Origin of the sequence: Candidatus Tumulicola sp., from assembly GCA_036490475.1 — a bacterium.
Classification (GTDB): domain Bacteria; phylum Vulcanimicrobiota; class Vulcanimicrobiia; order Vulcanimicrobiales; family Vulcanimicrobiaceae; genus Tumulicola.
In genome coordinates, this window is the sequence record DASXDT010000006.1 from 67,239 (window position 1) to 92,964 (window position 25,726).

The following is a 25,726-nucleotide window of genomic DNA, read 5'->3' on the forward strand; positions in this document are numbered from 1 at the left end:
TAGCCTAATAGCGCGAAGGCGCCCGTTGAAAGCGTGCCCAGATCAGGCACAAGAGCGCCAGCACCCAAAGGATGATCAGGTGTGACCAATGGCCATGGTGTGCCGAACCCGATTGCGTGAAGGCGTTAATTTTTCCCAGTCCATATAAAATGCCGAGCACGAAAAAGACGACGGCTAAAACGACCGCTACAACTTTCATTTACGTAATAATCCCCCTTAGACCGAGTAGCAACGTGATGAGTCCGAACACGACGCAATACCAACCGAACGGACGCAAGTCGTTCGTTCGAAAGTAGCGCGTAAGAAACGCGACCGAACAATAGGCGGCAACGCCTGCGACGACCGCGCCAAGGAGCGCTTCGAGAAGAGCGAGGTGCGCGTCGGGCGCCAGTAGCCGCGGAATTTCCAGCAGTCCCGCCGCCAGAATCACGGGCGTCGCGAGAAGAAACGAAAACTCTGCGGCGTCTTCGTGATTCAATCCGCACAGCAAACCGGCGACCATGGAAATTCCCGACCGCGAGATGCCGGGCAACAGCGCCAACGATTGCGCGAATCCGACCAGCACGCTCTGACCGAAACTCAGCCGTTCGATGGGCCGGGTGACGATCGAGTGCGAGCGGCGGCGTAAGCGCTCGCCAAAAAACATCGTCGCGCCGTTAATTGCAAGAAACGCCGATGCAGCGACGGGCGAACCGAATAGCGCGCGCACCGGATGCTCGAGCACGACGCCGAGCACGCCCACCGGAATCGTGCCGACGATCAGCCGCCATCCCAAGCGTTCGTCGCGATCGTCGCTCAGCCGGCCGCGCACGACGCTCGAGACGAGGCTGCGGGCGATCCCCCACCATTGCGCGCGGTAAAAAATGATGAGTGCCAGCGCCGTGCCGAGATGCAGCACGACGACGAACGCCAAAAACGACGGGGCGGAGCGGTCGATGTTCTTCCACTGCAGCACGGCGGGCACCAGAATGGTATGGCCGAGGCTGGACACCGGGAAGAGTTCGCTCACGCCCTGCAAGAGCGCCAGAACGAGCGCCTGCGTCAACGTCACGGCGCACCGTTACGCGCAGCGACGCGGCGCGGCCTTCCCCGGCTGTCGCCGGTCACCACGCGAAAAACTTGATGGTGAACGTGTAATCGCCGGGCACGGCGTGACAGTCGTGTAACGCCGGAGTGTATCGCGCTTGTCGCGCCGTCGAAACGGCGACCAGATCTAATTGGCTATTGCCGGTACTCCGCGCGACCAAGGCTGTGGTCACCTCACCGTGCTCGTCCAGCTTAACGTCGATTGCCGCGACGCCGGCGGTGCCTTGGGTGCGTGCGGCGTTCGGAACGTCCGGTTGAGGCGGCATCTCGGAAACGGCCGCTTTAATGTCGTTACCGCCGCACGGCTTCGGCGTCGGCGCGGCAGCCAGCGTCGCGACCGGTGTGGGGACCGCGGTCGGCACGGGCTTCTGGGCTACGCCACCGTTACCGGGTGCAAAACCCTGGGCTGCCGGTGTGGCCTTCGGCGCGGACGGCTGCGGATGCGGGTGCGGTTTGGGCGTGGCGGGCGGCGGCGGTTGCGGCGTGCGCACGACGATTGCCATGCTGCGACGCAGGATCGTAACGGTTTCCACGTCGCTCGACCGTCGCGGCCGCTGGATGTGATACAAAATCGCGAAAAGGAAATGCAGGATCAGCGAGATCGCAAAGGCTGCGATGAGGACTCGCTGCGAACGATTCAGTCGATGCATCGCGGCGGCGACCGTCTCGAGCGGCGCCGCGCGAAGGCGGCGCGCTCGAGCAACGGCTTACGACTCAGGCTGGAAGTCGGCGGTGAACAGATAGCTCCCCTGGACCGGCTTGCACTCTTCCAACTTCGGTGAGTAGGTGGACTGCCGCGCCGCGCGCAGCGCTGCCTGGTCGAGCGACATGTTGTTCGCACTCTTGTAGACTGACGCGGCAATTAAGTTGCCCGACGGACCGACGGTGACTTCGATCTGCACGGTCACGGCTCCGAGGCCGAGATCGCGCGCCGATTCCGGATAATCCGGTGACACGGCGTTGGTGACGGTCGCTTCGACGTTCGGATTCGCGCAGGCCGGTTTCGGAGTTCCGGGCGGAGCCGTCGACACCGGTGCCGGCGCGTTACCATGGCCGCCGGGCGCTCCGTTTTGACTACCGTTGGCCGGCTGGCTGACCGTGTTTTCGGTTGAGGAACCCGCCTTTGCAGCAGCCGATTGATGCACCAAATTGACCTTGAGCGGCTTTGGCTGCACCTGGACCTTTTTGGGTGGCGGCGTAGCTTGCGGCGGCGGAGTGGGCGTCGGCGGCGGCGTCGGAGTCGGAGGCGGCGGCGTGTGGACGCGAACGCGGATCTTCTTTGCTACCGACACTTTTTCCACTTGTTGGTCGTCGTGCTGATTCTTGAGGTTCGGTAAAAACGCACCGACGATTAAATGGACCAGCAACGAGAGGACGATCGCCCAGCCGATAAAGCTGCCGACGCGCTCGCTCGTCGTTAAATAGCGATTCTCACGCTTTTGGGGCGGCTGAGGCGGTTTGGGTGGCGGAGGCGCAGAGGATGCCATCGTTTACGGGCTCTGACCCTCGGGCGTGCCCTGGACATGGTTGGCCAAGCCGAAGTCGGTGAGATCGACCGACTTTGCCGCATCCATGATCTGCAAAATAATGCCGTAGCTGGCGTGCGGATCGGCCTTGATGATCACGCTCTTGAAGCGATGCTCGGTCTGATCTTGCAGGTCCGAAAAAGCTTGCTTTGCCTCGCCGATCGATACCACGTTCGAACCGATCGAAATATTGTTCTTATCGTCGATCCGAACCAGAATCTGCGACGCCGTTACTTTGTCTTTGTTATGCGCGTCGGGAAGTTTCGGTTCTTTGGTTACCGACGCAAGAATGATGAAGATGATGAGGAGAACCAGCAGCACGTCCGTGAAGGGCGTGATGTTGATCGTCGACATTACCTCATCTTCACCGCCACCGGTCGAAACGGCCACGTTGCTCTATCCTCTCGCTTCGGTTATGACGTGACGAAACCGACGTCTTGAAGGCCGGCCTCTTTGGCCGCGTCCAGGATACGGATGATAATTCCGTACTGTGCCTTCGCGTCGGCTACGATCGCGACGTGGTGATTCGGCTTCTTTTTGGAGGCATCGTACATGACACGGTAGATTCCCACTTCGTCGGTCTTCTCACCGTCGACGTAGATCACGCCCTTGTTGTTGACGTCGACCTCGATGTCGTTCTTGTTCTTGTTCTGTTGATTCTGATTGTTGTTGTTGTTGTTCGGAAGCTCTTTTTCAAAGCCGGGAGGGGCAACGAGCGCCGCCAGAATCATGAAGATGATCAGGAGAACGAGCAAGACGTCGGTGAACGGCGTGATGTTGATCTCCGCCATTACCTCTTCGTCTTGCCGGGCCGATAACAGGCTCACGAGATGCGATCCCCGTCCGTCAGCTTACTTGACCGGTTTGGTGGGCTGGTAGAGGTCGGTCGGAATCGGCGAACCGGTGTTGTGGAAGTGAAGCATCTCGGCCAGTTGATTGGCTGCGACGATCATTTCTTGGTTGTAGTTCTTGATTCGCGACTTGAAGTAATTGAAGAACACGACCGCGATGACGGCGATGATAAGACCGGTAGCGGTGGTGATCAATGCTTCCGAGACACCGGCGGCAACGACGGCCGGCGTCGAGTTGCCCTTGAGCGCGATATCTTGGAACGCCTTGATGATACCGAGAACGGTACCGAACAGTCCGACGAACGGCGCGATAACTGCGATCGTACCGATGATCGGCAGATTGCGCTCGAGCGCGTTCAGATGTTCCATCAGCGCGATCGAAAGCGCGTCGGTGATGTCGGCACGATTCTTCTCACCGCGCTTGAGACCGAACTCGAGAATGCGTGGCAGCATGCCTTTTTGGCTGGCGCAGATCTTGATCGCGCCTGGCAAATCGTTGTCGGAGATGCGCTGCCCAATTTGTTTGAGCAGGCCTTTGGTATCGCCGTGCTGCGAGGCAAAGAATACCAAGCGCTCGATGGCGACCGCGACGCCGATGATTGAGATGCCCAGGAGCAGCCACATATCCCAGCCGCCCTGCATCATTAGACCCCAAAATCCGGAGAACACTATGTGCGACCCTCCCGTGACGGGCTGCGTTTTCGGTGATGTTGAGCGCGTCCCATTGGCCTACGCCCGTAGAAAGTCCTGGTGCTGTTTGCCGTCCGCAAATCCGGCTAGGACCCGGACGTTTGCGGCAAGCTGTTCTTGATGAAGGCTTCGATCGCCAACGCCAGTTGCTGATTGCCTGCAGCCTTTGCAAGGGTGTCGGCTTGCGTCAACGTGTCCAGCGCTTTCTTTTTCATCGAGTCGTCGTGGCTCTGGCTCCACTCTCCGGTCTGTGCGATTCCGAGTGCATACATCGCTTGCGGATCGTTGGGTTTCGCCACGAGTGCTTTCTCTGCGTAGGCTTGCATTTGCTTGTAGTCTGGCTTTGCGAGTTTTGCTGATAAGAACGCAGCTTCCGTGTCGGCTGTGACTGCGACCTCGGGGTCGCCCTGCGCGGCGGCGAGGTCGAAGTTCTTAAACGCTTCGTCGTAATTCTTCGCATCGGCCGCAGCGACGCCGGCTTTTAAGTAGCCGTTACCGAGAACGCGTCCCGGCAGCGTGCTATTCGGATTAAGCTGCTTGATCTCTGCAGCAATCTTAGCTGCTCCCGCTGCATCATTATTAGCCGAATACGCCGCCATTAAACGTGCGTCGATATTCACTTTTGCGGTAGCCGACATTTTTGGGTCGTTCATCGCAGACGCGTGGACGCTCTGCAGCGTTGCGAGTGCGGCGGCGTTCTGTCCGGCGGCCAGCTGTGCAGTTCCGAGTGCGAAACGTGAATCCGAATTGGGCTGCAACGATACTGCTTTGGTTGCGTACGCTACGGCTTGGGACGGATTCTGATCGGCTTGCATCACGGCGGCGGCTGCGAAGCTGGCCGCAGCCGCCGGCTTGAACTGCGTTCCGATCGAGCTGACACCGTCGAACGCTTGCGCCGCGCCGGTCACGTCGCCCGAATCGTATGACGCGACCCCAAGCATCTGCTTGAGCGACTGGTCGTCGGGTGACGTTGCGAGTTCGGACTGCGCCTTGGCTTTGGCGGCGGCGTAATTTTTCTGGTGGATCAGAGCGGCAACCGCTGCGGCTGCGGGACTCAACCCACCGGTCGCGCCGCCACCGGTGCCCGAGCTTTCGCCGGACGACGTCGCCACCGATTTACCGTTGAATTTGAGCGTAAAATCGTAGAATGCCGCCACCGGCGTCGTGCCGCGGTGCGCGGGGCGATAGGTGGAGGCTTGCGCGATCGAAAGCGCGGCGGCGTTGTCGCCCTGATTGGTGCTGCGAATCACCTTCGTCGCTTTGTGCGAGCCGTCGGGGTTGATCTGCACCTGCACCACGACGATCCCAGTGCCGGCAATCGGCACCGTCGTCATCCCTTGCTTGATGAGTTTTGCGGGAACGAATTCGGTGGCGTACTGCGCGTACGCCGGCGCGGATGCCAACGCGACGGCGGCGGCAAGTGAGGCGGCGAATGGCGAAAGACGTTTCATCGAATCCTCTGCGTTAACGGTATGAGTGCGACAACTAAACGGCGATGCCGAGTTCGGGAACGCGGCGGCCGATCGCCGAAGCGACCTCCGCCAACTTGCGAGACAACACTGCGAATTGTTCGGGTGTCAACGACTGCGGGCCATCGGACGCCGCGTGCGCTGGGTCGGGATGAACTTCAACCATCACGGCATCCGCGCCCGCCGCTACCGCGGCGAGGCTCATCGGTTCGACGAGCTGCGCGACGCCGGTACCGTGCGACGGATCGACCATGACCGGTAGGTGCGTCATTTCGTGTAGCAACGGAACCACCGAAACGTCGAGCAAGTTACGCGTCGTCGAATCGAACGAGCGCACGCCGCGCTCGCACAGCACGACGTTCGGGTTGCCGGCGATCAGTACGTATTCGGCCGCCATCAACCACTCGTCGACGGTAGCGGCGAAACCGCGCTTGAGTAAGATCGGCTTGCCGGCCATTGCCGCCTCGCGCAAGAGCGCAAAGTTTTGCATGTTGCGCGCGCCGATCTGTAACATGTCGGCGAATCCGGCGACCATCTCCACATCGCGCGGATCGAGTACTTCGGTGACGACACCCATGCGATGGCGATCGGCGGCCGACCGTAAGAGCGATAAACCGTTCCGGCCCAGCCCTTGAAACGCATACGGAGAGGTTCGCGGCTTGAACGCGCCGCCGCGCAGCACGCTGGCACCCGCGGCCGCCACCGCGGCCGCCGTGGTCTCGATCTGTTCCTCGGACTCCACCGAGCATGGACCGGCGCACAATACGACAGCGTCCCCACCGAAGGTGGCACCGTTGGGGAGTTTTACGAGGGTTCGCTGAGCGGTCGTGCCGCGTCGGACGAGGTGGCGATCGGGCGGGGGCATCGGCCCCGGATTCGCTTTTGGTGCCCTAGGCTCCGTCCGAACGATGGCGCTCGAGCGCGCGCACCTCGGCTTCGAACAAGGGGCGCGACGCGCCCGGCATCAGATCGCCGAGCGCAATCGGACCGTAGCGTAACCGCGTTAGTGAGAATAGCGGGTGATCGACTGCCTCGAACATCCGCCGAACCTGTCGATTTCGGCCTTCGTGCAACGTCAGATCGACGACGGTTTCGGCGCGGCGGCGCGAAACGACGCGCACCTTCGCCGGGGCGGTGAGCCGGCCGTCGAGCGGGATGCCGCCGATCAAACGCTCGATGTCGCGCGGCAACAGCTCGCCGCGCACGACGGCGCGATAGGTTTTTTCGACGCCGTATCGCGGATGCGATAAACGATGAGCGAGATCGCCGTCGTTCGTCAGTAAGAGTACGCCGCCCGAATCGAAGTCGAGACGTCCGACGGGGACGACCCGCGCGGACGAACCGATGAGGTCGGCGACGGTGCGACGTCCTTGCGGGTCGGACATCGTCGTAACGACTCCGACCGGTTTGTGTAGCACGATGTACGAAAACTCGGAGGCCGGCATAACCGGCGTCCCATTGACGTCGACCGCGTCGCCTGGGGCGACCATCGTTCCGAGCTCACGTACCGCGCGTCCGTTGATGCGAACGCGACCGGCGGCAATCAAATCGTCGGCCGCGCGCCGCGACGCGACGCCACAGCGCGCCAGATACTTGTTCAGCCGAACCGGGCCGTCGCCGGCGTTAGTGTTTGCCGTTATCCTCGTAACCACGCGACATCGAGAGCGCTTCTTTCGTCACCGACTGGAGGAACTCGTCGTTGGTGCGCGTCTGCGCCATCTTGTCGAGAATGATCTCGGTGATGTCGCCCGTGTTGAGCACGGCCGTCGCCCGGCGCAGCATCCAAATCTTGCGCATCTCATCGGGCGACAGCAACAGCTCTTCGTGACGCGTTCCCGAACGCTTGATATCGACTGCAGGGAACACGCGCGACTCGGCGAGTTTGCGCGTCAGGTTGAGTTCCATGTTGCCGGTGCCTTTAAACTCTTCGAAGATGACGTCGTCCATCTTGGAACCGGTTTCGATCAGGGCGGTAGCGATAATCGTTAACGATCCGCCTTCTTCGATCTTGCGCGCGGCGCCGAAGAATCGCTTTGGCTTGTGCAGCGACGCCGTATCGAGTCCGCCCGAAAGCGTGCGCCCCGAGCTCGCGATGACTTGGTTATACGCTCGCGCCAAACGCGTGATGGAGTCGAGCAGGATCACGACGTCTTTGCCTTGCTCGACGAGGCGCTTGGCGCGCTCCATCGCCAGCTCCGCAACGGCGGTGTGATTCTCGGGATGCTCGTCGAAGGTCGACGCAACCACTTCGCCGTCGATGGTGCGCTGCATGTCCGTGACTTCTTCGGGGCGTTCGTCGACCAGTAGCGCGATGATGTGCGCTTCCGGATGGTTGATCGAGATCGCATTGGCGATGTTCTTGAGCAACGTCGTCTTACCGGCTTTCGGCGGCGAGACGATGAGGGCGCGCTGGCCTTTGCCGATCGGACAGAATAGATCGATGACGCGCGTCGATAGCTGGGTCGAACGGACTTCGAGCTTAAAGCGCTCCTGCGGATAGATCGGCGTGCCTTTTTCGAACACGCGGCGACCCTTGATCGCGTCGGGCTCGAGATCGTTAATCTTGTCGACCCGGATCAGGCCGTAGTATTTCTCGCTCTCTTTGGGACGGCGTACCTGACCTTCGACCAAGTCACCGCGCCGAAGTTCAAAACGCCGGATCTGCGATTGACTTACGTAAATGTCGTCGTTGCCGATCACGTACCCGGCGCGGCGTAAAAATCCGTAGCCCTCGGGAAGAACGTCGAGAATACCGCTGGCCATCTCGAGTCCCGAACGTGCGGCTTGCGCGGCAACGATCGAGGCGACGATCTCGTCCTTCTTCACCTTCGCCGGCGTTAGAATTTCGATTTCCAATTCGCCGGCAAGCGCGATTAGTTCGGTCTTTGTTTTTTCGGCGAGCTGCTCGGCGGTGAGTAGCATTGGCCCGTTGTCAGCTGTCGGGAACTGCTCGTGAAACTGGCCAGGCTGTTGAAAGCGGCGGTGACGGGCGCGACGGCGACGGCCTCCATTTTGCGGAGGGCGCATGTCGTTGTTCGGGCGATGTTCGGTTTGCAGAGGAGTGTCTCTCTCAGGAAACCGCACGCGCATCACAACGTCGATTCGCGGGCGAGGCTGCCTCGCGATCGGAACGGCGGCGCGTCACGGGGAGGGGGATGTCAAATGTCGTCGCGGCCGAAACACGTTCCGTGCTTCGCGACGACCACACTATATCACAGCCGAATCTCGGGTTCAAGGTCGAATCGATTTGCGTGGGCCGCTCACGTACGGATTACCAGCTTCATAATAGCGCAGCGGCCGCGACGCGGCGCGTGTAATGCCGATGCGGGGGCTAACGCGCACGCGCGACGGACGAAGCGGTTGACCGGCCGACAGCCATAAGGCCGCATCGGTCAACAGATTGACGCCGTCTAAAGAGCGGTCGATCGCCAACGCAGCGCACAAACGGCCCGGCCCCCGGCAAACATCTGCCGCCGACGCCCCGGGCCGGAGTTGCAACATCATGTCGTGCCCGATGACCGGCTCTAATGCTCGCACTAAAACGCCGGCGCCCTCGCCTTCCGCTTCGCCTGAAACGTTGAAGCAGAACGACGTGCCGTAAATTTGGTACACATACGAACGATGTGGGGGCCCGAATAGGGTGGCGTTGCGCGGCGTCGGCCCGATGAACCCGTGGCACGCAGGATCACCTAAGAGATAGGCTTCGGTTTCAACGATTCGTCCGGCCACAATCTCGGATCCAACTTTGCGGACGACGTATCTTCCTAAGAGCGCGCGTGCCAGCGCACGCGTTTCTTCCGGCAGTTCGCCCGCCTCGAGCCGGCGGAAGTCCGCTGAGAATGCGTCAGGCAGCGGCGTTTAGAGCGACTTCAGCTCGCGCCCGTTGTGTGAGATCGTTCTCGATGGCTTCCACGATATCGAAATCGCCCAGCTGGTTCAGCGCACATCGCAAGTGGACGTATGGCATCACGAGACTTGCCGGTACGTCACGGTGCCCGCCGAGATCTGCAATCAAGACAGGATCGTCGACCGCAAAACGCACGCGTTCGACCTTCCAACCGCGCAATGCGCGCGCGATCGCCGTTAGTGCAGCATAGCCGACGGCGCGCGATTCGGAACCGCGGGACTGCACGCTGAATGGAACGCGCATCACCCGGCTGCGCCCCGCGAGCGCGACATCGGCGTAAGCCACACCCGTACCGTGCGAGCCGGCCGCAAAGCCGATCTCTGCCGTTACCCAGTCCGGAGTCTCATTTCGTGCTGTTCGCATGATGATTCTATACCCAATTATATGCGAACATATGTTCGGAGTCAAGCGATTCGATCGCACACCATGAGGTCGCGATACAGCTCGAGCATCCGATCCACATGGCGATCGATGCCGAAGCGATCGGCGTTGCCGTTGGCGCGCCGGCGAGCGGAAGCGCCCGGGTCGAGTTCGACCCCCTCGAACGCGCGGGAGAAGCCGTCGGCGGTGGGCTTCGCATAGGTTCCCTCGCCGGCCAAGACGTCGCGACTCTGCGGGACGTCGGCCGCGATCGGCAACGCTCCGGCCGCCAGCGCTTCAACCAGGACTAAGCCCTGCGTTTCACTCGTGCTCGGCATACAGAAGGCATCGCACGAAGCGTACAGGTCGGGCAAACGTTCGCGCGGCTGAGCTCCCAAGAATCGGGTTCGTCCCATCACGTTCAATTCGGAGGCGAGCGCCTCCAGGCGTTCACGATCCGGGCCTTCTCCGGCGATGGCGAGCCGCAACGACGGGTCCGCTCCTGCGAGCGCCGCCAGGAGCACTTCGATATTCTTTTCTTTGCCCAAGCGCGAGACGCACAGCAAGAGACGCTCGCGTGGGCCGGCGCCGGCCGACGCCCGGACGGCATCACTGCGCCGGCCGGCCGCGAACCACGCAACGTCGATAGCACTGGGGACGATCTCGATCCGGGTGCGCACGCCCACCTCCCGCAGCCGGCGAGCCATCGATGCCGTCGGTACGACTACCGCATCGGCTAGGTTACCGAACGTGCGCGTTAGTTGCGAGGCCGCGTAGCGCGTCGCGTTGCGCTCGAAAGGAACGTAGTGCGCGTACTCTTCCAACTGCGTGTGATACGTAAACACCAGCGGTATGCGGTACCTGCGAGCGTAATGCAGCCCGGTCCATCCGGTAACGAATGGTGAGTGCGCGTGCACGATCGACAAGCGCTTGATAACGTTATTCACGTTGCGGCGCGCGACCAGCGGCAGGGTGAGGCGATACGGTGTCTTCGTCGGCAGCGGCAAAGACGGCATTCGAAAAACCGGGCCGTCCGGCTCGACGAATCCGGGCATGTGCGGCGCGAAGCAAAACGTCGAGTGGCCGCGCGCTTCCAACCCCTGTGCCAACGCCTCGATCGACGCCACAACACCATTCACGACGGGGCGGTAGATCTCGGTAAAAAAGCCGATTCGCAACCGGTCCACGGCACCGTCCTTCGCCCCGCCCGCGGGCTCTCCGCCCCGGCCAGGTGCGACTTTCGCCCTAGGAGAACTTCGCGTTCCTCGTGCTATAGTGCCCGGGCCACATGGCCGCCCCGAGGCGGCTCGAGCCAGCGCATCAGCGAGGCTCCTTTCTCGTGGCGTGCCGGCGCACCGCGCCGGCCGGAAAAGAAAGGCCGCCCGGCGGCCGTCCGACTCGACCTGCATCGTTTGCTTTCTCGAGGTGTTGAGAGCTGATCTTGCGGCGAGCTGGGAGCGAAAGGCGTTCGTTTGTCCCTCATTCGCATCGGCAGTTTGCGCCGATTCGTTGCAGCAGCCGTTCTGTTTGCGGCCATCGCGCCGGCATCGCGCGCCATGGCTGCGACGCCGAACGGCCGCGCGCCGTCCCACACGGTTGCGTTGGCGGCCAACGGCACCATCGTCGACATAACGACCGACGCTCCGACCGTCGCGGATTTTCTGCGCGAAGAGGGTATCCGGCTTGGCGCCCACGACTCGATCCGGCCCGCACTCGACGTCCCAATTACCGATGGAACGATCGTCGCGTATCGGACGGCCGTCCCGGTGACGCTCGCCGTCGGCGGACGCCGCACGAAGGTCTGGAGCACCGCCGACTCGGTCGCCGGTATGCTGGCCGACAACCACGTGGCGTTAGGCCGTTACGACATCGTCGTTCCGGGTCGCGCGGCAGCGGTTGCGCCGAACGGCATCGTGCGCGTCACGCACGTTACGACATGGACGAGCACGATCGTCAAGCACATCGCGCCTGGTATCGTTCATCACCTCGATGCGTCGCTCGCCTCCGAGGCTTCGCTCGTTCGATCGAACGGATCGTCCGGCATGCGCGTTTCGGTGGTGCGCTCGTTTCAAACGGGCACGACCGTACGCCACGTCACGTTATCGTCGCAGCTCGTACGGCGCGCGAAGCCTCGGGTAATGGCCGACGGATCCGAAGCGTATGCCGCGTATCAACGCTTGAGCGCGATCGGCGCGATCGACGCGCGCAACTTTGCGGCGCGCGCGATGCAAATGATTTCGATGGAGATGATCGCCACCGCATACACCGCCGATTGCGCGGGATGCAGCGGTATGACGGCGATCGGCCGGCGCGCCGGATACGGCATCGTCGCGGTCGATCCTCGTTATATTCCGATCGGCACGCACTTGTATATCGCCGGTTACGGCTGGGCGATCGCCGGCGACACCGGAGGCGCGATTCGAGGAAATCGAATCGATCTGGGTTTTAATTCGACCGGCGCAGCGCTAGCGTTCGGGCGCCGTCAAGTTACGGTATATCGTTTGAAGTGAGCGACACACCCCATCCGCGGGCGGTGCTGGCCCGTTGGGGTTTGCGCCCGCAAAAGCGGTACGGTCAACATTTTCTGGTCGATAGCGCCGTGGCAATAGCTGCGGCGCGTTTATGCGTCGACGGCGATCCGGGGATTCCGGTGTTGGAGATCGGCGCCGGAACTGGCATGCTAACGAGCGCGCTGCTGCAGCAAGGCGCGAACGTCACCGCGATCGATATCGACGCCGCGCTCTTGACGACGCTACGCGAACGCGACGACGTGCGCGGCGCGCGCTTCGAACACGGCGACGCGCTGGAGTTCGATTACGAGGCGTGGGCGGCGCAACGGACGTGGCGCGCCGCCGGCAATCTTCCATATAACATCGCAACGCCGTTGATTCTACGCCTGCTCGAGCTACCAGAAGGTCCGCGCACGATGACCTTTATGATTCAAAAAGACGTCGCCTTACGATTGAGCGCGAAGGCCGGTTCGGCGTCGTACGGCAGTCTGTCGGTTGCAGTGCAGTACGCGGCGCACGTCGAGTACGGATTCTCGGTCGGACCGAGCGCGTTCTACCCGCCTCCGAAGGTGCAATCTGCGGTCGTACGACTGATACGCCGCGACGTACCGGCGGTGCGGCCGCGCGATCTCGAGTTGTTCCGGAAGGTCGTCCGCGGAGCGTTCGCGTACCGCCGCAAAACTCTAGTCAACAGTCTCTCGCTGGCGTTAGGTTTGCCGCACGAACGTATCGAACGAGCGGCCGCGGCCGCCGGCATTCCAACGGAACGACGCGGTGAACGACTCGAACTCGACGATTTCTCCCGGTTGGCCGACGCACTGGCCGAAGGATAGTTTTAGCGGGTTTACCGCGTGGGCGACGGGGATCGTCATCGTTGCGATCGTCGTACTCTCCGCAATTGGCTCGGCGCAGCAAGTTTCCGGTCCTGTCGACCCGCAACGACTCGTCTTCGGCCTTACGCTACAAGCGCTGCTCGAAACGGGTCTGATCTCGTGCGCGTTGTTGGCGCTCCCCAGCATCGCCAAAATACCGCGTAGAGCGCTCGGCTTCACGGCTCCGACGTTGACCGTGTTCGTCGGCGCCGTGCTCGGGGCGATCGCGATGATCGTAGTCGTCGACGGCTCTTCGGCAATCGTGTCGATCTTGACGCATACCGATCACCAGCAGCAACCGGTCGAAGTGTTCGCAGGCTTGCATCAGCCGGCGGCCATCGCCGCATTCGTCCTCTTCGCTACCGTTTTCGCCCCCGCGGTAGAAGAAACGATCTTCCGCGTCTTCGTCTTTAACTTTGGAATGCGCTACGGCGGTTTTTGGCTTGGTGCGGCAGCGAGCGGCGTGTTGTTTGCCTGCGCGCACGGCGACAAGTACGCGGCAATTCCATTAGGTCTCGGCGGTGTGGTTCTGTGCGCTGTCTACTACAACACGCGCAACGCGTACGCGTCGATGATTTCGCACGCGCTGTTCAATGCGTTCACGTTGGTTGCGCTGTTGATGGGAGCGCATGCTGCGGCGGGGCATCCGCGCGGTCCGATCGCACCGTAACGTTCCTTACAGCCCAAGCTGCGAAATGCCGGCGAGCACTGCTTCGGCCGGAATTTCTTCCGTATCGCAATACTCGATGCGATGATGCAGCGACGCCGGTTTCGTGAGCGTCGCAGCGCGCCGGTGAAATCCGCGATCGGTCACGATTCGTCCGGCCAGGTGAATCGCACGCCGGTTGGGTTCGTCGTACCAGTCGGGATGGTGCGCTCGCCAAATTCCGACGATCGCTACCAAATTCGACGCCATCGCAAGGTGGAGCGGCCCGGCCGGAACGCCGACCAAGAGTTCGCTGCGTTGTAGTAGCGCTTTGAAGGTCGTCGAGAATGGCTCACCGCCGCCGGCGAACAGCCGCCGGAAACCGGCAGTTCCCTCGAACTCGTCGTCGTCCATCGAAACGATGCGCCACCGCGAATCGCGGGCTCGCAGTTCGCGGACGAATCGTTCGGCCTGCACCGCGTCCCAATTTTTCCGAGGCGCGGTGACGCCGGCACGAGAGAGGATGGCAATGCGCGTGCCGGGCGGCGCGAATTCGTGCAATCGTCCTTCGACGTTCGCAAGCACGCCGGCGGGCGCCGAAAAATCCAGAACGTTGGGCAGCGGCTGGGAAAGATCGAATCGCTGTAAGCGTTGCGGCGTTACCAGCGCGCGCGCGAGATTGCGCATCTTGGTGTGATACGGATAGGCGGCGCGGCCTTCGGTTTCCGGATAGTCCGTCCACAATAGCGTGTCCGGAGCGAAGCCTCGCACCGTTTCGGCAGGCGCTCGTGCGAGCTGCGCGATGGCCGCACCGCCGCGCAACGACGACGATCGCAAACCCCAATGGGGCGGTTCGCCGTCTACCCGATCCGACGGCGCGAGTATTCCTGAGTACAACGGTCGCAAGAGCCTTTGGCCTTCGAGCATCGCCACGTAGTCGTCGCCCGATCGCGTCACTGCGTATTCGTTACTGGGCTCGAGCAACGGCGCCAGTACGCCCAAATGCACCCAATCGCCGAGGCCGTGCGGCCAATAGAGCAACACGCGCGCATCGCGCACGCTTGCGAACCGGCCGCGATCCTCGCGCATGGCACGTTCGAAACGAATCGTTTGTAGCGCCAGGTTCATCGTACCGGAACGCCGCCACACAGATGGGCCGGCATCTCGCCGCGCAGGCTTCGGAAGAATGCGCCGGCATCGGTGTCGTAGGCCGGACATGCAACGAACGCCGGATCGTGTCGCAAATCGAGCCGCACCTGCGGGTTGGCCGCAGCGACGGCCCACACGCCCTCTTCTCGCCGCGGCAATAGTGCCGGGGCGGATCCGTCGCGCACCGCTTCGGCCTGGCGGTATGCGTTCCAATCGACGACGTACGGCCATCGTCCCGGTCGCAGCGCGGTGTCGCTAAAGATAACCAACGTGACGATCAGCGCGCAAGGAATAACCGCCGGCACGAGCTTCGGAAAGCGCCGCAAACCTACGACGGCAGCAACCGAGGCGGCCGCCAAGAGCGGAGCGACGTAATGCGAACCGATTCGACTAGGTTCGTAGTTCCACGGCTGCATGAAGACGATCTCGGCTAACAGCGGTGCGCTCAACAACAACCAGCGTCCGGCGCCGACCGGCGCGAACGCAAACGGCGCGAGCAGCAACGCGATCAAGGTGAACTTACCGCTCACATCGTGCACGCCCCAGCCGTACGGCGGATCGTTCGGCCGAACCCCGGCCAGCGTTTCGATCGACCAATACGTTAGAATCGTCACCAGACCCACCGCGCAAATGGCGATTCCCATTCGCCGGTCGCGCCATACCGCACACGCGACCCCGAACCAAATGACGAACAGCGCGGAATCTTCTTTGATACCGCATAGCAACACGACGAGAACGATCGATGGCCACCACGCGCGGCGAACGACCGCTAACGCCGCTCCGAGCGCCAACACCGGCACGAATACGTTCTCCGAGAAATTATCGTACGCAAGACCTTGCGCCGATGGCGTCAACAAATATGCAACGGCCACGACGGTAGCCGCTCGCGACGACAACCCGAGTTGGCGAGCGAGGAGGGCTAACGGAATCGCCGCAGATGCTACCGCGACCACCTGCACCGCAAGCAGCGTTTCGGCCCGCGGAATGAGGGCGAGGAGTGGAACCAACGCGATCAGTGCCCAAGATTCGTGCACTTGCAGGTGCGGGCGCCACTCGCCGTAGTTAAACGTCGAGCCGTGGCGCCAGTTCACGAGGGTCTGCAGATAGATCCCGAGATCGGCGCCGTATCGGAGCGCGTAGAGTTTGTTGAGGTCGTATGCAACGAACACCACGATGAATGCGACGACGGCCCAAAACACCGCTCGCATATGAGTTATTAGCGACCGCTCGCGCGAACGCGCTCGACGATCGCCCGCAGTTCCCGCGAAAACGTTTGTGGAGCGAATCGCTCGGCGTGCGCACGCAACATTTGCGGATCGTAGCGCGTGGCGTCGAAGGAACGCAACACCCCAGCCAGTGACTCGGGCGTAGGATCGTCAAAAAACGTTCCGGTCACGCCGTCGACGACCGTTTCGAGCGCCCCGCCGCGACGCAATGCGACTACCGGCCGTCCGGCGGCGGCAGCCTCGAGCGGCAATAGCCCAAAATCTTCCTCGCCCGGCAAGATCGCCGCGCGAGCGTCGCCCATCAGTGCGTTCAACTCGCCATCTTCGACGTATCCTAGCAACGTCGTCGTCGAATCGCGAGCTAACGCGCGCAGCTCCGCTTGCGCGGGTCCGGTTCCGGCCACCAACAGCCGTACGCCGGCCGACTGCGCCGCCCGAATTGCGAGATCGATGCGTTTGTACGGAAGCAGCCGCGAAGCGATCAAAAAATAGTCGCCGGACCCGCGTCCGACGGTAAACCTGTCGAGCTCGACCGGACAGTGCAGCACGTCGGCATCGCGTTCGTAGTAGCGGCGGATGCGCTCTGCCACATTGCGAGAATTAGCAACGTACGCAGTCGGGCGTTGCGCCGCAAGCTTATCCCAGGCGACGAGGCGTCGCACGACCGGCCGAGCCAGCATGGGCAAGAGCTGGTTGCCGCTGGAACGGCCGAAACCGCCGACGTAATCGTCGTACGCAAACGCAAAGCGGCTCACGGTATTCGTATAACAGATGTGTACGCTCCCCGGCGGAACGATCACACCTTTCGCCCACGATGTGGTCGAACTGATAATCGTGTCATAACCCGAAAGGTCGAACGCTTCGAAAGCCCGGGGATAGAACGGTGCCAGCGCCCGAAAATACTTCCCGGCGAACGGAACGCGCGCCAGATACGACGTTCGAACCCGTTCGCGCGGAATCAAATCGCCGACCGCGGACTCGTCGTAGAGCGATGTGTAAATCGGGGCGTCCGGCCACTCTTTGGCGATGGTGGCAAAAACGCGTTCGGCTCCGCCGCGCTGGTTCAGGTAGTCGTGAACGAGTGCGACGTTCAGTTGTGCGTGCTTTCGTCCCGCGGCAAGACCAACGCGATGGTCGGATTGCCCAGATACAACCGCGCAACGCGTTGCACGTCGCCAGGGGTGGTATTGGAGATTGCCTGTAGCGCGCGATTCAAGAAGTCGGGCGATGCATCGCCGCGTGCGAAGACGGCGGCTAGCCACGCGCGGGTTTCCAACGTCGTCGCGCCGGTTGCGAAATCGCCGGCGGCTTGCGCCTTAAACTGGTCGATCGATCCTTGCAGGCGCGTCGCCGCCAACACGCTCACGACCGACAACGCGGTCGCGAACGTACGCGTCGGATTTCCGATGCCACCGTTGACGTACAACACGAGATGGGCGGGTGCCCGATCGTAGGCATAATCGGCTCCAACCGCCCTCGACATGAAGGTAGGAGAAACGACGCCCGGCACTTGCGCGATATCCGATAGCGTGCGCCGCAGAAATGCAGACAACACCAGCATCGGCCCGAAATCGCGGCTAGCCACGTCGGGGGCGGGATACTGAGCGATCAACCAAGGCGCGGCGATGTCGCGGTGCGCGATCACTTCGCGCGATGCTCCCTGCAGGGGAGCAACGTGCGTCGTAACGACCGACGTAGTGCCGTCGGGTAAGGCCGATGCGAGCGAACTCAGATCGGCTGCGCCCAGCGCGTCGAGGCGACCGACCGCGCTCACCAGCGCTCCGCCGCGCCGATAGTATGTACGGTAAAATGCCGCAGCGTCGGACGGAACCAGTTGGGCCAACGAAGTGCGCGTTCCGAGCGCGGGAAAGCCGGCATTCGCCTGCGTCGAAGAGGCCTGATTGAGCATATCGACGCCGACCTGCAGTGCGTATTGCGAATACTGTGCCGACTGTGCGAGCTTCGTCGACAACGCCGTGCGCGCATCGACGACGGTCGCCGGCGCAAAATCCGGTGCGGTCAACGCCTGACGGAACATCGCAAGCACCGCCGGCGCGTCTTGCGCGAGCGCTTCGACGTAGAAATGAACGTTATCCGGATCGATCGCAAATCGAATCGATCCACCGCTCGCCGCAATCGCTCGTTCGAGCGGAACGGGCGACGCGCCGGCGACGGTCACCGGCGTCTGCAAAATCGTTTGCGCGACCAATGCCGCCAGTCCGTTCTGGCGAAGGGTTTGTCGGTCGAGCCCGGCCGGGATGACCACCTCGACGCCGACCAGTGCGGCTTGCGGGTCGCTTTGACTCACGATCGCGACGCCGCCTTGGCGGACCACCGCAGGCTGCGTCGCATCCGCCGCGGCAGCGGCGCTCGAGGGAAACGTCGTCGCAAGTGTGGCGAATAACGTCACCGCGATCAGGCTCTTCACGACGCATTCCCTTTCGGCTGATTCGACGGAACTAATAATTTGATCGAGAGCGGATTTGCCAGATAGCGACGCACGACGTCCGCTACGAATTGCGGATCGAGCGAGCGCGCCATCCGTTGGTACTCCTCGCTCGCATCGCCGGGTGCATACGACAAGTTACCTTCAACCGCATACCAGCCTAAGTTATCGGCGCGCTCGAGCGGCGCTTGCGTATCCGACGCCACGTGGTATATGAACGCTTCTAATGCCGCGGCAAACGTGTGCGCGTCGAGCGGCCGCTCCATTGCGGCCAGGCGATCGAGCATCGCGCGCTCGGCTTTGGCTTCGTCGTTTCCGCCCATCGTAACGACCATGACACCCGGATTGTGCAGCGTTACGAACTGCCCGGCAACGTACGCATCCGCGGGCGCGACGTCGCGCGATACCAAGCCGGTACCGTCGCGAAACAGATAGTCGGCGATGAAATCCATCGCGGTCGCAGCGCGCGCGTCGGCGATCGGCGGCCCAACCCATGCAAAGCCCGTACCGGAAACCGCTCCGTTCGCGTCGGCGGGACCGGTTGCACCCGACAGCGTCGAATCGAACGGCGCATCCATATTCGTCGATCCGCTGCCGTCGGTTACGGCCGAGAGCGAGGCGGCATCGACGTCGCCGGTGAGTGTGAGCATCGCGTTTCCAGAACGAAACGCCCGCTTCGCGAACGTGCCGATACTCGAGGCGGACAACGACGCAATCGCCGCGATCGAATCCGGAAGCGGCGAGTAATGCGCCGGGCCGGCCGAAAACACGTGCGCGAACAACAGGTCGTGCAGTGCGAGATCGGCGGAATACCGCTGCGCGACCGCGGCAACGGCCGCATCGCGTTGCGCCGTCTTGACCGCCGAATCGTCGATTGCGGGCGAAAAATATGCCGCGGTCATCGCGGCAACGACTCGCCGGATGGCCGAAGCCGGCACCGTGACGCCGATCCCAACGATATCTGGATAGACACTGATATTGAGTTGTCCGCCGACGCTATTGACGAGCGCGAACAGCGATTTTCCTCCGGAGAGCGGTGCCACGGCCGCCGCCGTCGCGGCCAACCGAGAGATACCGGGGGTCGCGTTATCGTAGCCGGCCCCGGGCGCACGAAACCACAGTCCCGCTGCGGCCACACCGATCGTCGGATTGGGCTCTACGACGTACGAGCCGCCTTTCGCTAGATCGCCGCGTTGCTGCGCGATGCCGGCTGCGGCGCACGGCAGCGCCGCCGCGGGCACCGCTAGCGTTAGCAGTGCGGCGGCGATCGCCGTCGTTACCTTCATGCCGGTTCCGGCGATATGTTCGGCGGGAGCCGCTTCGGTTTTTCGGCGCGCTTGAGCTCGTCGGACGGCAACCGTTCGACGTCGGCGCCGGCGGGCGGCGTCAGTTCGGCGGCCGGACGATCGAAGGGCCGGTTTTCTAGAATCGCTCGAACCTCCTCGGCATCGACCGTTTCGTACTCGAGCAGCGACTCGACCATCCGCTCGACTTTGCTCCAGTTGGTCTCGAGCAGCTGCTTGCCGTTCGAATATGCCGACTCGATGATCGCCCGCACTTGTGCGTCGATCTTGCTGGCGATTTCTTCCGAGTAGCTGCGTTCGTCGCCGAAGTCGCGGCCTAAGAAGACTTGATGCGCGCCGCGGCCATACTGAATCGGCCCGAGTTCGCTCATGCCGTATTGCGTCACCATACGGCGCGCCAGCTCGGTGGCTTTTTCGAAGTCGTTGCTGGCGCCCGTCGTGACGTCGCCAAACTTGATCTCTTCGGCCAAACGTCCGCCCAGCGCCATCGTGATCTGCGCGATCAACTCTTCGCGGGTGCGGCTATGACGGTCGTCCTCGGGCAGCGACCAGGTGAGACCCAACGCCATTCCTCGCGGGATAATGGTGACTTTGTGAATCGGATCCGATTTATCGAGCAACCCGCCGAGCAACGCGTGGCCCGACTCGTGAAACGCGGTCGTTTCCTTTTCGCGCGGCGACATGATTAGCGACTTGCGCTCGGGCCCGACCATTACGCGATCGATCGCTTCGTCGCACTCGTGCATCTCGATCGTACTTTTGTTCCGCCGAGCCGCCAGCAAGGCGGCTTCGTTGAGCAAGTTCTCAAGATCCGCTCCCGAGAAACCCGGCGTGCGCTTAGCCAGCGTCGTCAACGACACTTCTTTGCCCAACGGTTTATTGCGGGCGTGCACTTCCAGAATCTTCTCGCGGCCTCTGAAGTCGGCGCGGTCGACGACGACTTGACGGTCGAAGCGCCCGGGCCGAAGCAGCGCGGGATCCAGCACGTCGGCGCGGTTGGTCGCCGCGATCAGAATCACGCCGGTGTTTTGATCGAATCCATCCATCTCAACCAGCAACTGATTGAGCGTCTGTTCGCGCTCGTCGTGGCCGCCGCCCAAGCCGGCGCCACGCTGGCGTCCGACGGCGTCGATTTCGTCGATGAAGACGATGCACGGAGCCGATTTCTTTGCTTGGTCGAAGAGATCGCGAACGCGCGAGGCGCCGACGCCCACGAACATCTCGACGAAATCCGAACCCGAGATCGACAGAAACGGTACGCCGGCTTCGCCTGCGATCGCGCGCGCCAGAAGCGTCTTACCGGTGCCCGGCGGACCGAGCAGCAACACGCCCTTGGGTATTCGCGCGCCGACCGCTTGATATTTTTTCGGGTACTTCAAGAAGTCGACGATTTCGGCAAGCTCTTCTTTGGCTTCGTCCACGCCGGCAACATCCGCGAACGTTACCTTGGGGCGATTCTCCGACTGCATCTTGGCGCGCGATCGGCCGAACGACAACGCTTGACTCCCGCCGCTTTGCGCCTGGCGCAAGATGAAGAACAGCAGCGCTACCATCACGACCAATGGCGCGAGCGACATCAGGCTCGTAAACAGTCCGCCATTACTTTGCTGCTCGAAACTGATCGCGCCGCTCTTGACCTTACGATACACGTTGTCCACGAACGTTTGATCGACGTTCGGTACCGATACCGTATATTTGGCGCCACTGGACAGATCGCCGGTCGCGGCCAAACCGACCGCGTGAAACGACTGCACTTGGCCAGCCTCGAGCTTCTGGTAGAACGTGCCGTAATCTAATCGCGTGGCGCCTTCACTAGGCTGCACGAATTTTTCTACGATGACGAACACGGCTACGATTGCCAGGATGATCAGAATGATCGAGCGGAGATTCTTGCTCACGTGGTTGAAACCGTATACTTTCTATGAATCGTCTCGGCCCTGCCGAACGTACCGGGTGCTATAAACCGGGCCCGATGGCCGAGTTCGAGGTACACGTTTTCTGGAACCCCTCCTACGTTACCCGCGGTTTCCGTTCGCCCACGCCTCGCGGCGCGGGTTTTACCGCGGAAATCTCGCCATCGCTCACTTCGAGCTCGATGCCGGCCTTTAGAAGAAAGCGCCCGCTCGCTCTGCGCTCGAGCGCTCGAACCGCAGCCTCGACGTGCTCGAAATCGACATCGTCCAGGCCGCATTCAGCCTCCACGAGGGCGCGAACGTGGCGGCGCAATGCCGCTCGCTGCGAGCCTACCGCCTCGTCGGCGGCGATGGCTGCGGCTCTCGAAACCGCACGATCGAGCTGTGGGAACAGCGGACGCAGGGCGGTCAACGCCTCGCGCACGCCGTTACGGGCGATACTGCCGTCGGAGTTCGTCGGATCGACCGCGTACGGCGCACCCGCATCGTGACAGAACGCACGCAGTTCGGCGGCACTGTGGGCGAGGAGCGGGCGCACGAGGTCGATCGAGCCCGCAAGTAAGCGGCGGGCAGGCATACCCGCTAAACCAGCCGCACCGCTTCCTCTAAAGAGCGCCAGTAGAACGGTCTCGCTCTGATCCTCGGCATGGTGGGCGGTAACGACAGCACGAGCGCCGGTGCGTCGCGCCACGTTGAGCAATGCCTCGTAGCGGGCGTGGCGCAACTGGGCTTCGCTGGCCGCGGTTCCGTCGAGAGACGCCGTTTCGAACGGGATCCCGAGTACGGCCGACGCATTCGCGACCACGCATTCGTCTTGCAGCGACGAGCGTCTGCGGGCGTGGTCGACGTAGACCAACCGAATATCGAGTTCGAGCGGCCGCGCCGCCGCTAACGTCCACGCCAACGCGATCGAATCGGGACCACCGCTGCAGGCGACGATCAGCCGTTCGTTCGGGCGGAGGACGCCATCGCGAACGATCGCGTCGACCAGCGCTTGCTCCGGACGCGCTCCCCTCACCGCATCTGGCGCGCGATGTCGCGTTCGACGTCGCGCTTTGCGATGTCCGCGCGCTTATCCCACAACTTTTTACCTCGGGCCAATCCAAGTTGCACCTTGACTTTCCCGCGCGTAAAGTAGAGTCGCAACGGAACGATCGTCAGGCCCTTTTCGCCGACGCGGCTGTGAAAGTGCTCGATCTGTTCCTTGTGGAGTAACAGTTTGCGCGGCCGGTTGGCCTCGACGTTCGAGAAGCTTCCCTCTTTGTAGCCGGCGATGTGCATGCCCATCAGCCAGGCTTCACCGTCGCGAACTCGAGCGTACGCTTCGTTTAAACTCGCACCGCCCGCGCGAATCGATTTAATCTCGGTTCCGGTTAGCACCAGTCCGGCTTCGAGCGACTCGAGAATTTCGTATTCATGGCGAGCGCGACGATTGTCGAGCGTTGGCGTCGCGGTGTTCCGCTTCTCGGCGGTAGCTTGTCGTTGCTGTTTGGATTTCACGACAGTGGATTACGCCTGTCGTCGACGGCATCCAGCGAACCTCGCGATACGAAACTGCCCTCGGCTTGCGCGAGGACCACGCCCGCTTCGAGAATGGTCGCCTCGACGCCCAGCACGTTGCGCCGATGCCACGTCACCCGGCCGCGAACGTCGACCGTGCGATCGATCGGAACGGGCCGGCGAAAGCGAACCTTGACACTGGCCGTCACGCCGCGATGTCCGGCAAATCCGGCGGCATGCGCCATCGCTTCGTCGAGCAGCGCCATGACGATTCCGCCGTGCGCGATATCGCGCCAGCCTTGATAGTTCGACGCAAGACGGACCTTCGCGGCAACGTGGTCTCCGTCGACGTCGAAATGCAAATGCAAGCCGACCGGGTTGTCCGGCCCGCACGCAAAACAATTGCCGTCGTCGAACGGAACGTCGCTCAACGCCCCGCCTCCAACCGGTCGGCGAGATACTCGGGAAGGTTCGCTTCGCGAATTTTCGTTTGCACGTCGGCCACCGGATACGCGTAGCGAATCCATTCGACCCGCCGGGCCTCGGCGTCGAACCGCACCATCGACGGATTTGGATTCAGATCGCGCGGCTGGCCGACGCTTCCGACGTCTACGATATACCGGCAGCCTTCTTCCAGAATGAGTTCGCCGCCGTGCTGCATGTGCCGATGACCGATGGTTCCGTCCTTTTCGCGCACCCAATACTCGGCGATGTGCGTGTGTCCGACGAACACCAGCGGAGCGTCGGTCCAGTCGAAGGCGCGCGACGCCGTTCGTTTGTCGAGAATGTACTCGAAGTAATGGACCGGCGCGCCATGCACCAAAAGAAAATCCGGAAACCGCAGCTCGTACGGTAACGCGTCGAGCCACGACCGGCTTTCGGGCGTCAACATTTTTTGCGTCCACTCGATCGCCGCACGCGCTGCGTCGTTGAAATATTCGGTGCCGTAGTTTTCGAGCGCCGCGAGATCGTGATTGCCGATAACGCCGTGCCGCACTCGCTCGCGCAATAACGTCACGCACTCATTCGGATTCGGGCCGTATCCGACGCAATCGCCCAAACACAGCAATTCGTCGTCTTCGCGAACGAAGCTCAATGCGCGCTCGAGCGACTCCAGGTTCCCATGAACGTCCGAGACGATGGCGTGCGTCACAACTTCTCCAGCACGCCGGCAAAGGCGTCCGCAAAGGCTTCTCGCATCGGCGGCGTTCCCGCACTGACGCGCACGAAACGGTCTAGCGGCGGCAAACCCGGCTTTCGAATCCAAACGCCGCGTTCGAGCAACCGCGCGACAACCGCATTCGCGCGTTCGACGGTTTCGAGGTCGAAGCAAACGAAGTTGGTGCGCGACTCTATATACCCCAAACCGAGGCGTCGCGCCAGCGCGTAGTAATCGGCGCGCGCGGCGGCGGTTTGCTCCAACACCCAGCGATGGAACGTTGCGTCGTGCAGCGACGCGAGCGCGCCGATCTGCGCGTTGCGATTGACGCCGTAGTGTAAGCGGATCTTCTGAAAAATGCTCGCGTTGCGCTCGGATGCGAGCGCGTATCCGATTCGAGCGCCGGCCATCCCGTAGGCTTTCGAAAATGTGCGCAAACGCACGATTCGATCGTCGATCTCCGGACCCAGCAGTTCGTCCGCGTCCACGAAATCCGCGTACGCTTCGTCGAGCAGCAACAACGTTTCCGCAGGTAACGCTTGAGCGAACCGCGCCATCGTTTCGCGGCCGTGAAAACGGCCTCCGGGATTATCCGGGTTCGCGCAATACACCAGCGACGGCACGCGCGTTGCCGCCAGATCTAATAGCGCGTCGAGGTCGACCGTGCCGTCGGCGCGATAGTCGACGGACGCGATCGTTCCGCCGTAACCCGTCACGTGATATGCGAACGTCGGATACGTCCCGCGCGTCGCGACGGCGACGCCGCCCGCACCGACGAAGGCGCGTACGGCCAGGCCCATTACGTCATCGATGCCCGCGCCGACCAGCACTTGCGAAGGACGGCAACGGTGTTTAGCGGCCAGCGCATCGCGCAGATCCAGCGACTCGGGGTCGCCGTACCAGCTGAGGCGCGGTAACTCGGCGGTCATCGCTGCAAGCGCACCCGATGAAATTCCAAACGAACTCTCGTTCGCGCCGAGACGCACGACCTCGGTGCGGCCCAGCGACCGCATCAGTTCTTCGGGGCCGACGAACGGCGTCGTCGGTGGAATCGCCTCGACGGCGGCGGTGGGGCGCGGCATGGGCCGCTGGGTTTGGCGCACGTTCATGCC

At 62.4% G+C, this 25,726-nt stretch carries 28 protein-coding genes; 3 read left to right on the forward strand and 25 right to left on the reverse strand.

Annotated elements, in window-relative coordinates; all coding sequences use genetic code 11:
- Positions 1-4 precede the first annotated feature (4 nt).
- The 14 genes from VGF98_07945 to VGF98_08010 form a co-directional block, all read right to left on the reverse strand.
- Complete coding sequence (locus tag VGF98_07945) at positions 5-199, reverse strand: hypothetical protein (protein HEY1681549.1); 195 nt, start codon at positions 197-199, stop codon at positions 5-7.
- Positions 200-1,051: an undecaprenyl-diphosphate phosphatase gene (locus VGF98_07950; protein HEY1681550.1), complete on the reverse strand. Its 852-nt coding sequence runs from the start codon at positions 1,049-1,051 to the stop codon at positions 200-202.
- Between the two features lie 52 nt (positions 1,052-1,103).
- Positions 1,104-1,736, reverse strand: a complete 633-nt coding sequence (locus tag VGF98_07955; protein HEY1681551.1) for a TonB family protein — start codon at positions 1,734-1,736, stop codon at positions 1,104-1,106.
- Between the two features lie 57 nt (positions 1,737-1,793).
- The gene (locus VGF98_07960; protein HEY1681552.1) at positions 1,794-2,573 is read right to left on the reverse strand and encodes a TonB family protein; all 780 of its coding nucleotides are present in this window, start codon (positions 2,571-2,573) and stop codon (positions 1,794-1,796) included.
- Between the two features lie 3 nt (positions 2,574-2,576).
- Positions 2,577-3,002 (reverse strand): biopolymer transporter ExbD, encoded by a 426-nt coding sequence (locus VGF98_07965; protein ID HEY1681553.1) that lies wholly within the window; start codon positions 3,000-3,002, stop codon positions 2,577-2,579.
- 23 nt (positions 3,003-3,025) lie between these two features.
- Positions 3,026-3,439 carry a biopolymer transporter ExbD gene (locus VGF98_07970; protein HEY1681554.1) on the reverse strand — a complete coding sequence of 138 codons (414 nt, stop codon included), beginning with the start codon at positions 3,437-3,439 and terminating at the stop codon, positions 3,026-3,028.
- A 24-nt stretch (positions 3,440-3,463) separates the two neighbouring features.
- Complete coding sequence (locus VGF98_07975; GenBank protein HEY1681555.1) at positions 3,464-4,108, reverse strand: MotA/TolQ/ExbB proton channel family protein; 645 nt, start codon at positions 4,106-4,108, stop codon at positions 3,464-3,466.
- A 131-nt stretch (positions 4,109-4,239) separates the two neighbouring features.
- The gene (locus VGF98_07980; protein HEY1681556.1) at positions 4,240-5,604 is read right to left on the reverse strand and encodes an energy transducer TonB; all 1,365 of its coding nucleotides are present in this window, start codon (positions 5,602-5,604) and stop codon (positions 4,240-4,242) included.
- A gap of 34 nt (positions 5,605-5,638) precedes the next feature.
- Entirely contained in the window at positions 5,639-6,487 is an 849-nt protein-coding gene (gene aroF, locus VGF98_07985; GenBank protein HEY1681557.1) for a 3-deoxy-7-phosphoheptulonate synthase, read from the reverse strand.
- A gap of 25 nt (positions 6,488-6,512) precedes the next feature.
- Positions 6,513-7,274 (reverse strand): pseudouridine synthase, encoded by a 762-nt coding sequence (locus VGF98_07990; protein HEY1681558.1) that lies wholly within the window; start codon positions 7,272-7,274, stop codon positions 6,513-6,515.
- The gene (rho, locus tag VGF98_07995; GenBank protein HEY1681559.1) at positions 7,246-8,544 is read right to left on the reverse strand and encodes a transcription termination factor Rho; all 1,299 of its coding nucleotides are present in this window, start codon (positions 8,542-8,544) and stop codon (positions 7,246-7,248) included. The genes VGF98_07990 and rho overlap by 29 nt, the downstream gene beginning before the upstream one ends.
- A 309-nt stretch (positions 8,545-8,853) precedes the next feature.
- Positions 8,854-9,474: a DNA-3-methyladenine glycosylase gene (locus tag VGF98_08000; protein ID HEY1681560.1), complete on the reverse strand. Its 621-nt coding sequence runs from the start codon at positions 9,472-9,474 to the stop codon at positions 8,854-8,856.
- A complete protein-coding gene (locus VGF98_08005) occupies positions 9,467-9,892 on the reverse strand; it encodes a hypothetical protein (GenBank protein ID HEY1681561.1) in 426 nt (141 codons plus the stop codon). The genes VGF98_08000 and VGF98_08005 overlap by 8 nt, the downstream gene beginning before the upstream one ends.
- Positions 9,893-9,933: 41 nt before the next feature.
- Positions 9,934-11,076 carry a glycosyltransferase gene (locus VGF98_08010; GenBank protein ID HEY1681562.1) on the reverse strand — a complete coding sequence of 381 codons (1,143 nt, stop codon included), beginning with the start codon at positions 11,074-11,076 and terminating at the stop codon, positions 9,934-9,936.
- 285 nt (positions 11,077-11,361) lie between these two features.
- On the opposite strand from VGF98_08010, the gene VGF98_08015 reads away from it, so the two are divergent.
- From VGF98_08015 to VGF98_08025, 3 genes are read left to right on the forward strand one after another with little or no spacing between them, the layout of a single operon-like run.
- Entirely contained in the window at positions 11,362-12,399 is a 1,038-nt protein-coding gene (locus tag VGF98_08015) for a ubiquitin-like domain-containing protein (protein HEY1681563.1), read from the forward strand.
- Entirely contained in the window at positions 12,396-13,232 is an 837-nt protein-coding gene (gene rsmA, locus VGF98_08020) for a 16S rRNA (adenine(1518)-N(6)/adenine(1519)-N(6))-dimethyltransferase RsmA (protein HEY1681564.1), read from the forward strand. Before VGF98_08015 ends, rsmA begins: the two co-directional genes overlap by 4 nt.
- Positions 13,174-13,941 (forward strand): type II CAAX endopeptidase family protein, encoded by a 768-nt coding sequence (locus tag VGF98_08025; GenBank protein HEY1681565.1) that lies wholly within the window; start codon positions 13,174-13,176, stop codon positions 13,939-13,941. Before rsmA ends, VGF98_08025 begins: the two co-directional genes overlap by 59 nt.
- A 6-nt stretch (positions 13,942-13,947) precedes the next feature.
- Here VGF98_08025 and VGF98_08030 read toward each other — a convergent pair whose 3' ends face one another.
- The 11 genes from VGF98_08030 to VGF98_08080 all read right to left on the reverse strand — a co-directional run bounded on the left by VGF98_08030 (position 13,948) and on the right by VGF98_08080 (position 25,723).
- Positions 13,948-15,045 (reverse strand): hypothetical protein, encoded by a 1,098-nt coding sequence (locus VGF98_08030; GenBank protein ID HEY1681566.1) that lies wholly within the window; start codon positions 15,043-15,045, stop codon positions 13,948-13,950.
- Entirely contained in the window at positions 15,042-16,274 is a 1,233-nt protein-coding gene (locus VGF98_08035) for a DUF2079 domain-containing protein (protein ID HEY1681567.1), read from the reverse strand. The genes VGF98_08030 and VGF98_08035 overlap by 4 nt, the downstream gene beginning before the upstream one ends.
- Before the next feature lie 8 nt (positions 16,275-16,282).
- On the reverse strand, positions 16,283-17,386 hold the full coding sequence (locus VGF98_08040; GenBank protein ID HEY1681568.1) for a glycosyltransferase: 1,104 nt from the start codon (positions 17,384-17,386) through the stop codon (positions 16,283-16,285).
- Complete coding sequence (locus VGF98_08045) at positions 17,383-18,720, reverse strand: insulinase family protein (GenBank protein HEY1681569.1); 1,338 nt, start codon at positions 18,718-18,720, stop codon at positions 17,383-17,385. Before VGF98_08045 ends, VGF98_08040 begins: the two co-directional genes overlap by 4 nt.
- Positions 18,717-20,024 carry a hypothetical protein gene (locus VGF98_08050; protein HEY1681570.1) on the reverse strand — a complete coding sequence of 436 codons (1,308 nt, stop codon included), beginning with the start codon at positions 20,022-20,024 and terminating at the stop codon, positions 18,717-18,719. The genes VGF98_08045 and VGF98_08050 overlap by 4 nt, the downstream gene beginning before the upstream one ends.
- Positions 20,021-21,940, reverse strand: coding sequence for an ATP-dependent zinc metalloprotease FtsH (gene ftsH / locus VGF98_08055; GenBank protein ID HEY1681571.1), 1,920 nt, complete (start codon positions 21,938-21,940; stop codon positions 20,021-20,023). The genes VGF98_08050 and ftsH overlap by 4 nt, the downstream gene beginning before the upstream one ends.
- A gap of 112 nt (positions 21,941-22,052) precedes the next feature.
- Positions 22,053-22,973: a tRNA lysidine(34) synthetase TilS gene (gene tilS / locus VGF98_08060; protein HEY1681572.1), complete on the reverse strand. Its 921-nt coding sequence runs from the start codon at positions 22,971-22,973 to the stop codon at positions 22,053-22,055.
- On the reverse strand, positions 22,970-23,455 hold the full coding sequence (gene smpB / locus VGF98_08065) for an SsrA-binding protein SmpB (GenBank protein HEY1681573.1): 486 nt from the start codon (positions 23,453-23,455) through the stop codon (positions 22,970-22,972). The genes tilS and smpB overlap by 4 nt, the downstream gene beginning before the upstream one ends.
- On the reverse strand, positions 23,452-23,886 hold the full coding sequence (locus VGF98_08070) for a PaaI family thioesterase (GenBank protein HEY1681574.1): 435 nt from the start codon (positions 23,884-23,886) through the stop codon (positions 23,452-23,454). Before VGF98_08070 ends, smpB begins: the two co-directional genes overlap by 4 nt.
- Positions 23,883-24,608, reverse strand: coding sequence for a metallophosphoesterase family protein (locus VGF98_08075; protein HEY1681575.1), 726 nt, complete (start codon positions 24,606-24,608; stop codon positions 23,883-23,885). Before VGF98_08075 ends, VGF98_08070 begins: the two co-directional genes overlap by 4 nt.
- Positions 24,605-25,723: an aminotransferase class I/II-fold pyridoxal phosphate-dependent enzyme gene (locus VGF98_08080; GenBank protein HEY1681576.1), complete on the reverse strand. Its 1,119-nt coding sequence runs from the start codon at positions 25,721-25,723 to the stop codon at positions 24,605-24,607. The genes VGF98_08075 and VGF98_08080 overlap by 4 nt, the downstream gene beginning before the upstream one ends.
- Positions 25,724-25,726 lie beyond the last annotated feature (3 nt).